11 protein-coding genes, 1 other RNA gene and 2 pseudogenes are annotated in these 13,200 nt (G+C 33.5%); 6 read left to right on the top strand and 8 right to left on the bottom strand.

Translation table 11 applies throughout. The features are described from left to right. The 3 genes from rpsR to dnaE are packed head-to-tail and all read right to left on the bottom strand — an operon-like array spanning position 1 to position 4,421. Entirely contained in the window at positions 1 to 279 is a 279-nt protein-coding gene (gene rpsR, locus ABLO99_RS06140; protein ID WP_047759590.1) for a 30S ribosomal protein S18, read from the bottom strand. Beyond that, positions 279 to 1,052, bottom strand: coding sequence for a 30S ribosomal protein S6 (rpsF, locus tag ABLO99_RS06135; RefSeq protein WP_047759827.1), 774 nt, complete (start codon positions 1,050 to 1,052; stop codon positions 279 to 281). Before rpsF ends, rpsR begins: the two co-directional genes overlap by 1 nt. Positions 1,053 to 1,100: 48 nt before the next feature. Continuing rightward, positions 1,101 to 4,421: a DNA polymerase III subunit alpha gene (gene dnaE, locus ABLO99_RS06130; protein ID WP_349967228.1), complete on the bottom strand. Its 3,321-nt coding sequence runs from the start codon at positions 4,419 to 4,421 to the stop codon at positions 1,101 to 1,103. A gap of 845 nt (positions 4,422 to 5,266) precedes the next feature. Between dnaE and ABLO99_RS08715 the strand changes: the two are divergent. Next, positions 5,267 to 5,473 (top strand): annotated as a pseudogene (locus ABLO99_RS08715) (DnaJ domain-containing protein); the annotation flags it as partial. A 785-nt stretch (positions 5,474 to 6,258) separates the two neighbouring features. On the opposite strand, the pseudogene ABLO99_RS06120 reads toward ABLO99_RS08715, so the two are convergent. Further along, positions 6,259 to 7,536 (bottom strand): annotated as a pseudogene (locus tag ABLO99_RS06120) (IS4-like element ISWpi18 family transposase). 92 nt (positions 7,537 to 7,628) lie between these two features. Here ABLO99_RS06120 and ABLO99_RS06115 point away from each other — a divergent pair. After that, the gene (locus tag ABLO99_RS06115) at positions 7,629 to 7,868 is read left to right on the top strand and encodes a hypothetical protein (protein ID WP_349967225.1); all 240 of its coding nucleotides are present in this window, start codon (positions 7,629 to 7,631) and stop codon (positions 7,866 to 7,868) included. On the opposite strand, the gene ABLO99_RS06110 is transcribed toward ABLO99_RS06115, so the two are convergent. Further along, on the bottom strand, positions 7,855 to 9,159 hold the full coding sequence (locus ABLO99_RS06110) for a bifunctional folylpolyglutamate synthase/dihydrofolate synthase (protein ID WP_047759587.1): 1,305 nt from the start codon (positions 9,157 to 9,159) through the stop codon (positions 7,855 to 7,857). The two genes, ABLO99_RS06115 and ABLO99_RS06110, sit on opposite strands and share 14 nt — an antisense overlap. Beyond that, positions 9,156 to 9,740, bottom strand: coding sequence for an ABC transporter substrate-binding protein (locus ABLO99_RS06105; RefSeq protein WP_349967223.1), 585 nt, complete (start codon positions 9,738 to 9,740; stop codon positions 9,156 to 9,158). The genes ABLO99_RS06110 and ABLO99_RS06105 overlap by 4 nt, the downstream gene beginning before the upstream one ends. 115 nt (positions 9,741 to 9,855) lie before the next feature. On the opposite strand from ABLO99_RS06105, the gene ssrS reads away from it, so the two are divergent. The 3 genes from ssrS to ABLO99_RS06090 all read left to right on the top strand — a co-directional run bounded on the left by ssrS (position 9,856) and on the right by ABLO99_RS06090 (position 11,242). After that, positions 9,856 to 10,017: non-coding RNA, 6S RNA (ssrS, locus tag ABLO99_RS06100), on the top strand. A gap of 17 nt (positions 10,018 to 10,034) precedes the next feature. After that, complete coding sequence (locus ABLO99_RS06095) at positions 10,035 to 10,484, top strand: type II toxin-antitoxin system RatA family toxin (RefSeq protein WP_349967221.1); 450 nt, start codon at positions 10,035 to 10,037, stop codon at positions 10,482 to 10,484. Positions 10,485 to 10,510: 26 nt separating this feature from the next. Next, on the top strand, positions 10,511 to 11,242 hold the full coding sequence (locus tag ABLO99_RS06090) for a thioredoxin domain-containing protein (protein ID WP_349967220.1): 732 nt from the start codon (positions 10,511 to 10,513) through the stop codon (positions 11,240 to 11,242). 28 nt (positions 11,243 to 11,270) lie between these two features. On the opposite strand, the gene ABLO99_RS06085 is transcribed toward ABLO99_RS06090, so the two are convergent. Beyond that, positions 11,271 to 11,549: a DUF2671 domain-containing protein gene (locus tag ABLO99_RS06085; RefSeq protein ID WP_047759584.1), complete on the bottom strand. Its 279-nt coding sequence runs from the start codon at positions 11,547 to 11,549 to the stop codon at positions 11,271 to 11,273. Between the two features lie 251 nt (positions 11,550 to 11,800). Here ABLO99_RS06085 and ABLO99_RS06080 point away from each other — a divergent pair, with 251 nt between their 5' ends. Beyond that, entirely contained in the window at positions 11,801 to 12,448 is a 648-nt protein-coding gene (locus tag ABLO99_RS06080; RefSeq protein ID WP_349967217.1) for an O-methyltransferase, read from the top strand. A gap of 1 nt (position 12,449) precedes the next feature. Here ABLO99_RS06080 and ABLO99_RS06075 read toward each other — a convergent pair whose 3' ends face one another. After that, positions 12,450 to 13,103: a glutathione S-transferase family protein gene (locus ABLO99_RS06075; protein WP_047759582.1), complete on the bottom strand. Its 654-nt coding sequence runs from the start codon at positions 13,101 to 13,103 to the stop codon at positions 12,450 to 12,452. Positions 13,104 to 13,200 lie beyond the last annotated feature (97 nt).

The raw sequence follows: 13,200 nt of genomic DNA, 5'->3' as shown, positions 1-13,200 counted from the left end.
TTACCTAACTTTTTTAGTACAATAAGGAGCAAGAGCTAAAAAGCGTGCCCTAATAATCGCTAAGCGTAACTTCCTTTGTTTTTTTGCACATACACCTGTTAATCTTCTAGGTAATATTCTACCATAGTCAGAGGTAAACTTGGATAATAAATCTGTATTCTTATAATCTATGTCTTCATCTTTAGACGCAGCAAGAGGGCAAACTTTAGAACGCCTAAAGCCAGTCCTATTATTTATAGATACGTAAGAATTATTAAAACTATTTCGTCTTTTCATCATTATGCGCTTTGCTCCTCAATTTGTTTATTCATCATATAAGATTTACCTTCAAAAAATTTATTAACCTGCACAGACAAGTGGCGAATAACGTTCTCATTAAGTTTCATTCTACGCACAAATTCATCCAAAATGCTTGCAGTAGAACTTATGCACATTATACAATAATGACCGCTCTTCACCTTATTTATCGGATATGCAAAATCCAATAGACCCCAATATTCATATTTTATCAATCCTGAAGCTTCAATGTTTTTCAAAAGCACTTCCAGCATTTTATTCAATTGATTTGAGCCTGCTATTTTAAAATTTTTTAAAACCTCTTGGAGGATCTTTATTAGATGTTGTGAAATATTTTCCTTAAAAGCATTTACTATATTATAGATAAATGCACTTTTAGTATTAGCTTCCGGAAGCTTTGTAAAATCTTGTGTTATTCCAAAATCCCTTAGTTCATCTTTCAACTCTTTATCGATTTTTGACTTTATTTCTTTTAAATTTGAGAAATCTTCTTCCAACTCAACCCATAAAATTTTTGTAAGCTCTTCCAAGACACTAGAGTAAACAATCAGACTCTCTTTAATGTTTTCAGCACTTATCTCTAACTCTTGTTTTGTAACTGTGCCATATTCTCTTTCTATAAAACTTTTAACCCCCTGAGAAATAACATCTGCTTTAATATTTTTCAACGAAATAGCCAATTCTTGGACCATTTCTTCTACTTCTTGCCGCAACAAGCTCTGTTGTGCTATAAAAGTAAATTCATAAAGATTCACTATATCTTCCTTTAATATCAATTAAACACTTCATTATATAAAACTTTTTTATATAAGCAAGTTATTTGTATTAATTTCTATGCCTTTAATCCAACTTAAGTTAGATATTTCACAAATAGCTTGGGGGGTGATTGAATATGCACCTGGCAACAAGATGCTTACTTTATGTTTTTCAAGAAGAAGCTCAAGCATTATTTTGGTTTTGCCTCCATTTTTCAACACTGAATTCAACTCCTCAGCAACTTTTTGCAAATCTGCACATACAGCAGTTAAAACTAATCCTCTCATTAGAGAAGTGACCTTTTCTGTAAATTCAGATATGTCCTTTCCTGATAGCCTCGTTATGCTCTCCGAAATTTCAAGGTCAATTACTACAAATGTTCCAGGCGAAAATAGATTCCTTTTTTCTTCTATTATTTCATTATTGTAGAATGCTACTTCAGAAACATTGTGGGGGTCAGAAAGCGTGAGGATAACAAATCTTCCACGCTCTGAAGTTCTCATACGTACATTTAATATTACACCAGCAGTTTTTGTCGTCTTACTCTCTCCGATAAACCCAATATTTAATTTTTTCAAAAGAGTTCTAAATTTTTCAAGTGGGTGATTAGTTAAGTAAAATCCCAGTGAAAATAACTCATGCTCTAATTTTTCCTCTTCATTGAAATCTTCCACATCCTCGAGTTTTGGCTTGAGGACATCAAGATTGCCAAATAAAACAGCTTGATTTGACTGCCTATTTTTATTTGCAAAGTAAATCAGCGTATCTATTGATTCATATAGTTGCTTTCTATTTTGATGCACACTATCGAATGCTCCAGATTTAATTAAGCTTTCTAGTGCCCTTTTATTTATTATATGACCCGAATTTTGAACGAATTCCCATATGTCCTTATAAGGACTTGAGCGTGCGTTTACTACCCCTTCCGCTATAGACAAACCAACATTACGCAGAGCAGCAATTCCGTAACGTACATGTTCACTCTCTATTGAAAATTTAGCCTTAGATTTGCTGATATCAGGTGAAAGAACAGCAACTCCACTGAACTTTGCAGCATGATAAAATAAGTTTAGCTTGTCTCTATCATCAATATTTAGATTCATCAAGGCCGTAAAAAATTCTAACGGGTAGTTAGCCTTAAGGTAAGCTGTTTGGTAAGATATAATCGCATATGCAGCTGCATGAGATTTGTTAAACCCATAACCAGCAAATTTTGCAACAAGGTCAAAAATATAACTTGCCCTATCATAACCAACACCATTTTTCGTTGCTCCTTGGATGAAAAGTTCACGTTGTTTATCCATCTCTTCTTTGATTTTCTTACCCATAGCACGTCTGAGTAAATCTGCCTCTGCAAGGCTATACCCAGAGAGAATACGTGCTATTTCCATTACCTGTTCTTGGTAGATTATCACTCCGAATGTTTCTTTCAACACCTCCTCAAGCAATGGATGAATATAATCTGGCTTTTCAAGCCCGTGTTTTCTTGCAATATAAGTTGGAATGTTATCCATAGGCCCTGGACGGTAAAGGGAGATTAAAGCAATGATGTCTTCAATGCAGTCTGGTTTTAGCTTTATTAAAGCTTCTCTCATACCCGAACTTTCAAGCTGGAATACTCCAATTGCATCACCTCTTGAGAGCATTTTATAGGTTTTCTGATCATTCAAAGGTACTGAAGAAATATCAATTTTTTTTTCATTGCGATTGACTAAACGACAAACATGATCTATTAGCGTTAGCGTACCAAGTCCGAGAAAATCAAATTTTATTAGCCCAGCTTTTTCCACATATTTCATGCTATATTGAGTGATTGGCAGAGCTGAATTTGGATCATAATACACAGGAAAAAAATTTTCTAATTTTTGATCGCATATTACAATTCCAGCAGCATGAGTTGAAACATGACGGTATATTCCCTCAAGCTTAAGAGAGATATCAAGGAGTTTTGCAATTACTTCATCACTGTCCCTTTCTTTCTGCAGATTTTGATCAAACTCTATCGCTTGTGATAAAGTTACAGGGTTTACTGGATTAAACGGAACCATTTTGGATATTTTATCCACCTGAGCGTAAGGCATCTGCAGCACCCTACCAACGTCACGCAGCACAGCCCTAGCCTGCAATTTTCCGAAAGTGATTATTTGAGCAACATAACCGTACTTCTTCCAAACATAATCAATAACTAAGTCCCTCTTTTCCTGGCAGAAATCAATATCAAAGTCAGGCATCGATATACGATCAGGATTTAAAAATCTTTCAAAGATCAGACCAAATTTTATTGGATCAAGATCTGTAATTTGTAGTGCCCAAGCAACAATTGATCCAGCACCAGAACCCCTTCCTGGACCAACTGGAACGCCATTTGCTTTGCTCCAACGAATAAAATCAGAAACTATCAAAAAGTAGCCAGCGTAGTTCATCGAAGTTATTATGCCCAGCTCGTAATTTAGCCGATTGTGGTATTGCTTAAGGCTTATGTCCGTTTCAGTTGCAATACGAAGCTCTAATCCCGCAATCGACTGCTCCCTCAATTCTTCATTCTCAGTTTTATTTTCTCGACAAGGAAATTTAGGCAAAATAGGCTGCCTACTTCTTGGCATGTAAGAGCATCGTCTAGCTACTACTAAGGTGTTATAAATTGCTTCGGGGATATCGCTAAACAGCTCCTCCATTTCTGCCACAGATTTGAAATAATGCTCAGTGGTTAGCTTTTTCCTGTTATTTTCGAGAGCATAACTACCCTCTGATATACACGTTAATATATCATAAGCTTCATAGTCAGATCTATTTGTAAAGAATACGTCATTTGTTGCAACTAGTGGTATATTGCGCTGATAAGCAAAGTCTATCAAAGCTCCTTCAAGCTCTAGCTCTTTATTCAGCCCATGACGCTGCAATTCAACATATAAATGACCATCGAATGCTGAAAGCAGTTTTTCAACCGTTTCTTTATCTTGCCCCAATAATAGTTGAGCCAAACATCCACCGGTTAAAGCGATTAGACCCGTACTTAAATTCAATAGCTCATCAAAATCAACGTAAGGAATATCGCTGTTGTTCTTGCGCTTTCTAAAAGACTCACTCACCAAAGTGACTAAATTAGTGTACCCTTGTTCATTTTTTGCAAGCAATAATATAGATAAATTTTGTTCTGAATGTTTAACTATAATATTGCATCCTATTATTAGCTGTATTCCCCTACCTGCTGCATATTCTGCAAATTCGAGTGAGCCAAATAAATTACCTGAATCAGTAATTGCAACCGCCGGCATTTTATTTCGCAAACAAAGACCGATCAGCTCCTCAATTTTAACCGAGCTTTCAAGCAGCGAATAAACACTATGAACACGTAAGTGTATGAACATAAAAAACTTTAGATGAGCAATAGAAGGATAACATTAATTTACCCGTAAGGATATGAAAAGGTCCAACAGGAAAAACTTGACAAACCTTGCCATTCCCCTTACCATGACAGTAAGAGTATTTATCCTTGTTTTTGATCCGCGCGGGTTCAATAACAAAAATTCAGTAAAAAACTCAGATATTTATTGGCAAATTACATAAAAATTATAGCGGCTTTTTTTATTTTTTCTACATTCAGCCAAATCGCGCTTAAAATAAGCGTTAGCACATTATTACAACGCCAATTTAAATTATTATAGGGTCAAAACTCGCTATACGGGGGTTCTTTTGTCTTTTTTTTATTTAGTAAATTTCTTAATATTTATAGCTAAAGTAATTTTAGAGAGCCAGCGCGTGACGCTGGTTCCTGGATCCCAGTGTCGGAGCACTGGGATGACAACAAAGGGCTACTTGAATGATACCCATATTCCAGCATTTGATGCTGAAATCCAGAAATTTTTACTATAAATAAGCATATTGAGCACAAAATTATGCTAAAACACAACGTTTTGAGATTACGGAAAGCCAGTGTCAGCTACTTGGATGACACCACAGAGGGTACTGGGATTACACAAAAAGGGCTACTTAAATGACAAGATAGATAGAACTGGCATGAATTGGATTTGAGTAACTCAAATGACCAATGAAAACTGTAACCCTAAACATTGAAGCACTATTATGCACTAAATGATATTTACATACACTTATCATGCTAGTCATGACAAAAATAGTTCATACAATAAGCATGAATGAAATAATTGACATGATTTGGAAATGTATATATTAATAGTTAGTTAATTTATAGGATATGACTAGAAGGATTTTGAATGAAAATGAGTATCAAGCTTTTAAGCAGTTGTTTTTAATATTTAATATTCAAAAGAAGGGTGTGGTAAATTCTGATATTGAGAATATTAAGAAAAAGTTTAGTAAACAATATCGTGAATTATCGTTAAAATATCACCCAGATAAAAATCCAGATAATAAAGAAGCAGAGGAGCAATTTAAGGTTATTGCACAAAATAAACCATTTTTTGAAGAATTTGTAATAAAGCCGTTGGAGAAGGGTTTAAACAAAAGGAATAATTTAATGAAAGAATTACGTGGTAAGTTATGGAACCATAGTTATGAAGAATTGCAAGGATACTTAGGTGATAAGGGCAGAAATAAACTTCATAGTAAGCAGCAGTCAATTAACAATAATATAATTGCTTATTCAAAATATCCTTCTTATTCAAATCTCTTAGGAAGTATTTTAGTATTCTTCACATCCATTGCATTTTTTATAAGCAATGGTGTTACCTATAATGTCCCCTTAGCAGTAGGTTTTTTTGCTCCTTTGTTAGCAGAATTTGTTTTGAGTTCAGCTATCGCGAGCATTTATATTAGAAATGAAAAAGAGTTTAATAAGCAGACTAATATTCTATTATTGTCTAACTTTGACCAAGAATGCGAAGATTTTTCAGAAAGCGATAGGACTAAATTAAAGTGGCTAAAAAATTCATTTATTTTGAGCAATATAGTCTGTACATCTTTAATGTTCTTCGGTGTGGGATTAGATTTAGTTGCCAATGGCTTTGGTATAACTAACTCTATGATGTTATCACTGCCATTAAGCTAAGGGAAAGAGAAGTTAAGATTGGACAAAAAATTTGAAGTGATTGATAATTATGGTAAATACTAGGGTGAATTTTTAAGAAAAGGGAGTCTGAAAAGTGCAAGTTATTTAAAAAAGTAATAATTGCAGGTTATTTTGCAAAGAATGTACTAATGCAATGATACTGAAAAGATATCTTGAATTTAAAACACATGTTTTCTAGCTCTTTTCTGGTAGTTGAGTGAACGAATATCAGATATCTTATGACGATCAACTCTTCTCCCTTTTCTTACCACTAAAGTGTTCATCAAAAATAACTGTGATAGTCGATCCATAATGCAGTCTATGTCTGACTCTGTAGAAAAAATATCAAAGGCTAAGTTTTTAATCGCATTAAATGAGACAGATTTATTGATGCTTTTTTTTAGTTTACTATTCTGTGCGCTCAATGTCTCTTCATCATCTTCTATCATGATACTTTCTAGATTACTGATGAAGATAGTTGACCAAAAATCCTACTTGATAGTTTCAATACTTTTTCCTGTGAAATTCTCTAAATTTAATCTTCCCTTCAGCCTAGAAAAAAATGTTTCTACTCCCCAGCGCAAGTAATATAATCTCTCAAACTCTTCGACTGTAAAACTTTGCTCATCTAACAGAGATGTTACTAACACTTCAACTTCTCCAGAAGAAAGTATTATTTTGACTAACCTGAATTTCATCTCATCAGGTAATCCTAGCTTTCGTAGCTGTCTTGCTACTTTAATAGGTGCGGTAGACACTACCACCATACTAGATGGGCTTTCCGGCTTAAACATAGCGTTTATTTCATTGAAAGACGAACTTGGACAGCGAATTATATAATTGATTTTCCTTCCTGTAAGCTCAGCAAGAAATCGATAAGATACGTATCCTCTATCACAGATTAACAAATCGTCTGATTTTATGGATTCAAGCATACCGATCGCTAAATCAACCTCATAGCTGTCACCTCTACTTAGCACAGATTTTATTGCAATATTATTTAGCACATCGTAGCAAACTTCAAAGGTTGCACTTGTATAGTCTTCAAATCTCTGGATTCCATTCCATACTGCTCTTGAGCCAAACTCGCCTATTATTTTGTCGCTCTTTGGCAGAATCAGTATTGAAGCATCAAATGCAAGTACTCTGAAGCCATGGTGGGTTTTAAATTCCTGATCTTGGTAGTATAGGGAAACTATATCATCATTTAACTCTGAAAACGCAGTATGCTTTAGCTTCTTTCTTGCTTGAGTAAATGCACTTGCCGTAATTGTGTAATCTTTTCTTGTATGCAGAACAAACTCATTAAGCATTACTTGTAATGACTTTACACTCTTTCTAAAAATCAGGAGAAATACATTAATGAAGGGCAGCTTTCTTTTTCGTGAGAAGTCTTTTGAGGATGCTCTGTGTGCGTTTATAAAGTTTAAACTCATCAATTTATTTTTTATAAACATGATTATTCTTTTTTTTACTCATGTCATTACTTCTTTTAATTTGTGGATCTTACCTGATTTTACAATACAGTCCATCACTTTCCCTTAACTTAATGGCAGTGATGATGTTATCCGGCTTATTACTTTCATTACCATTCACGCTTTTAATTGTTGCTTTACCTGTTTTAAATGCTGCAAGTAATTATATTCTCAAAAAGACAACTATAAATTTAATTGAGGAGCAATTTAAAGGTGATGGTCAGTTTATAGAAGTTGATAACGAAAAGCCAAGCAGTACTATGAGCAATCAAAGTTATTTTCCCATCGGTCAGTTAAGTCTCACATATCATTAAAGTTAGTATTCTCCATAGCGAAGTCTCTGGCTAGAAATAACGAGCCACAGATCAGTATGGTTTTGATGTTTTGGATAGAGGCTTTTAATATGTGATTTAATATTGCATCGCCGATTGATTCACATTCAATAGCGTTTACTCCTATATTATTAGCTCCTTCTCTAATTGAACTTGTATTTGTTGCTTTAGGCTCAGATTTAACACAAACTGCGCATAATAGTTTGATATATGGCTTTAAGTGCTCTAAGAACTCTGCCACGTTTCTGTTGCGAGTGACACCAAAAATCACATAAACACCTTCAGCAAAATTGTCTCTTATCCACTGAGCTAACACTCTGGCACCATCGTTGTTGTGTGCACCATCTAGAAATAATTGCCAATCTTTTGGTAATAAAGAAATTAAATTACCTTTTTTTATAGACTCTAGCCGCGCAGGCCAATAAGTGCGCTGTAAACCTGAAGCAATGTCCTCTTTTCCAATATCAAATCCATATTTTCCACTTAAAATGCTACATGCTACAATGGCAGTTCCTGCATTGATTATTTGGTGATCACCCTTTAAAGATGGCAGAGAAAATTCTATTGATTGAATAGCTGATTGAAAGACCATTCTGTTATTCTGTTTTTCGCAATTCCATTCAAGCCCTCCTCTGTACAGAGGAGATCTCTTATTTATTGCATGGTGTTCTAGCGTATTTATTATAGATTTCTCTTGTGGCGCTATTACGCAAGGAACATTAGGTTTCATTATTCCAGCTTTTTCACTTGCTATAATCTCCACAGTAGGACCAAGATATTCTGTATGATCAAGGGCAATGGCAGTGATAATTGTTAAAATCGGATTATCTATAACATTTGTTGCATCAAGCCTTCCACCCATACCTACTTCAACTAAACTAATATCAGCTTTATGACGAGAAAAAGCTAAGAGAGCTGCAATTGTTGTAGCTTCAAATAGAGTAATAGATTGCTTTCCAATTGCGATGCGACATTCTTCTAACAAATTATATAATTCATTGTCGTCGATATGGCTGCCTGCAACAACTATTCTCTCATTAAAATTCACTAAATGTGGAGAAGTGTATGCATGAACCTTATATCCTGCTGCTTGCATTATATATCTTATAAACGATAGTGTCGATCCTTTACCATTAGTTCCAGCTATGTGAATTATTGGCGGTATTTTTTTCTCAGGATTGCCTAATCTATTGAGAAAGCTTTTTATGCGGTCAAGAGAAAAATCCTTTGGTCTACTGCCAAGCGGCTTAGGCCAATGAGGCATGTACATCATGGATTATTGTTACATTTTAATTCGTCTATTACACTTGCCATGCCATGCGTGTCGATTTTTTCACTAAATTGAGAACGTTGATTAATGGCAATACTTATCCCACTCATTATAACATCGTTTATTAAGAAAGAACTATCACTTTTAGTAACTTTAAAGTCAATATTTGTAAATTCCTCATCACCATAAGAAAGTCTTGTTCCTATCAGACAGGTTTCATTGTCAACTGCTTTTGTACTCATTATGATCATTTCACTATTATTTATGTATTTATACAAGATTTTAGCGCACAAACGCGTGAGATATACTTCATATTCTTTTAGAAAATTTTCTTTTTCTCTCTGAGTAGCCAATTTCCAATATTTCCCTATGACAAATCGAGATATTCCTTTGAGGTTAACGTTATTCTGAATGATCTCCCGAAGCTTTTCGTGTACATGCTCTAGATTTTTTCTGTTTCCTTTCATAGATGTGCTGTCTACTTGCTGCTTCATGACAAGCACAAAAGTTTTGTGACCTATGCAATTAGCGTAAGCGCTTGAATAGGTTATAATAAAAATAATTAAGAGTTTAATAATGTTCATAAGATATATTTATTAGCTATGATACTAAAAATGCAAAATTTAACAAAGGCAAAATAATAATCGCTAGCTTTAATATATCTATAGACATACTCTATATAAATAATCTATAATTAATGGGGGTCTGTGCTATACGTTATGAGTTAAGTTAAATTTCCCGAGCGATAATTTCTGATCAAGGGGATTGCCTCTGTTAATTTCATTGAAATTAGTACGTGATACCCACTTTAACTTTAGGTCTCAGGAATCTACTAAGACTGACGGTAGATACGGATCCCATTTTCATTATTCAGGTTTATGTTATACCAATATAAAGAACAAGGTATCTTTTTCTGTTCATCTCATGAGATATTTCAAGTTGTAATTGACGTTGAGAAGTATCCTGATTTTGTTCCTTGGTGCAAAGCTGTTTACATAAAGGAAAAAACTGATAGCCAAATGATTGTGGATCTCCTCGCAGCTTTTCATGGTATTAAAGGAAGCTACACATCAGGAGTGACCTTCCTTTCTCCAAGTGGAACAAATGAAAGTTGGATAAAAGCTGTGTCATCAAATGGAATATTTAGACATTTATACAACGAATGGAAATTCACTCCTATGAACGAAAATAAAACTATGGTAGAGTTCTATATAGAGTTTGAATTTAAATCCAACTTGTTTTCCACTTTATTAAAGTCAGTATATAAGTATACACAAAGCAAAATAATTGCTGCATTCAAAGACAGAGTCGAAAGCCTTGCCAAGTAAAAGTTATCTTGACATTATTTATATAAATGCATTATTTTTTTAATAAGTTAAGTGTTTCTATTGTAATGATTTTTAGATTATTGTTTTTACTAATTTTTATAAGTGTTAGTTCTTATGGAGCTATTGAACAAAACTTACCCAATACTCGAAACACTGATGAAATAACACCAAAAGAACTACTATCACTATTGCCTGATGATAAATTATTAGGAGATCCAAAAGCACCAATTTTAATGATAGAATACGCCTCACTCACTTGTTATCACTGTTCTCTTTTTCATAAGAAAGTTTTTCCTAAAATCAAAGAGAAATACATAGACACAGGTAAGATGTTATATGTATTTCGTCATTTCCCTTTAGATTATAGAGGTTTAAAGGCTGCAATGCTGAGTCATTGCTATGAAAAACAAGAAGACTACTTTAATTTTAACAAAGCTGTTTTTAATGCAATAGACTCGTGGAACTACTACAATTTCAGTGACTTAACTGTATTACAAAGAATTGCTTCACTAAGCAATTTGAAGCAAGATGCATTTAACCAATGCATTAATGATAAAAAAATGATGGACAAAATTATAAATGATAAATCACTGGCAATTGATAAACTTGGTATCACGGCTACTCCAATATTTATCATCAAGCTTAACGATGATAAATATTATGTAGAGAATAGTAAAATCAAACATGAAGGATATAAAGAGCTAAAATACTTCACTAACGTAATAAATGAATTATATGGAAAAGCTATAGTGAAATAGTACCACTGCAGCTTACCACATAAAGACTCTATACTGAATCATTGCTTTTTGCCGCTGTTTGTTGCTTTTTACGCTCAAACTCTCTTTTTTTACTGTGCCAAGCATAGTAATACATGGCAATTTTATTCTCTATTAATACTATCGTTCCATCATAAAATTGGACCATATCCATAACTTTTTTCTGAGCTTCGTTAAAGCGTTCTTTGTACTTCTCGCGGTAAGCTGGATTGTATAGTAATCTCACCCCTTCATTATTATTAGACTTTTTGTTTAACGTTTCAACTTCATTAGCAATGTTATAAGACATATAACCCCCTCTAATTGATTATAAAAAATTACATTTTAAGAGAGATGTGAATAAACAACTCCTTAATTCTAGTATAACAATTGATTATTATACTAGTTAACCATAGTAAAATATATAATAATTTTTGTCACTTAAAATTTTACTTTATAAAATAACAACTTAAAATAAAAGTTTTTATTATTTTAAACTATATTATTATATCTACAAATCTTGTATAGATTGAACCTCCCTAATTTATATTATAAAACTTAATGCGTCATAACTTTAGCACAAAATCGTTGTACATAAGAAACTTATTTGCAAAAGAGTATAAAAAAATAGAAGAATATTGTACTCTTGAGAAGGGGCAACGTATTCAAATTACTCCTGAAGAAGGAAAGTTACTCAGTTTATTTATCAAAATTCATAAAATCAAAAGTATCGTTGAAATTGGCACGTTATATGGTTATTCGTCAATTTGTATGGTAAAGGCTCTATCGGAAGACGGTCATATATATACAATAGAAAATAATCCTCAGCATTGCAAAATAGCAAAAAAAAATTTTAGTATTTTTAATCTGAGTGACAAAATTTCTTTAATAGAAGGCAATGCATTGGAAAAACTTAATGAATTTTCAGCAAAAGCACCTTTTGATATGATATTCATCGATGCTGATAAAGTTAGTTATCCTAAATATTTAGATTGGGCAGAGCTATACATTAAACAAGATGGGCTGATTGTTGCAGATAATACTCTATTGTTTAACACAGTATTCTTAGAATCCCCTCCAAAAAGAGTGTCAGAGAAGTCATGGCATGCTATGAGAGAGTTTAATGATAGATTGTCAGATGAAAAGAAATATTTCTCTATATTGATTCCGACTGATGAAGGAATGACTGTAGCTTTAAAGCTAACGTAAGTTAAAAATCAAGATCAGCATAATGTTTAGGAGGAGTTAAGCCAAAAACTCTCTCTAATAATATTTCGCGAAAGCAAGGCCTTGATTTAACAATGGAGTACCATTCTTTTAAAATCTTACTTTTTTCCCATGGAAAACTATTTACGTAGTCTATTATAGAAATATGCGATGCTAAGGTAATATCGGCCAAAGTGAACTTATCGGTTGCAAGCCAAATATTTTTGCTAATTAAGTATTCAATGTATTCTATATGGTAAGATAGGTTATGTTGAGCTGCATGAAGAAACCTAGAGTCAGGGCTGCGGTTAATTATCACTTTTTCGTTTATGACATATTTAGTAACTTCATTATAAAATTTATTGTCAAACCAGTTAATTAAAGCACGTGTTTTAGACTTAATAACAGTAGAAGAGTCGAGCAGTTTGATGTTGCTGCTATAAGTCTCCTCTAAATATTCACAAATAGCGTTACTATCTGCTATAATAAGGTTGTTATCCATAAGCACTGGTACCTGTCCAGTTGGATTAATCTTCATGAATTCATTCCGCTTCTCCCATGGATTTTCGTATACCAAATCGCAACTCAGCTTTTTCTCCTTGAGAAGAGCTCTAACTTTTCGTGAAAACGGACAAAGAGGAAAATGATACAAAATCATAATATTCCTCTTTTGTTGTCCCAGTACCTATAGGTTGTCATGCAAGTAGCTGACACTGAAATCCAGCTTATTTCATTATAGACATTATTTTTAACAT

It is taken from the genome of Wolbachia endosymbiont of Armadillidium arcangelii (assembly GCF_040207875.1).
In the GTDB taxonomy this organism is placed as follows: Bacteria; Pseudomonadota; Alphaproteobacteria; order Rickettsiales; family Anaplasmataceae; genus Wolbachia.
This window is presented reverse-complemented; position numbering and strand designations above follow the sequence as displayed.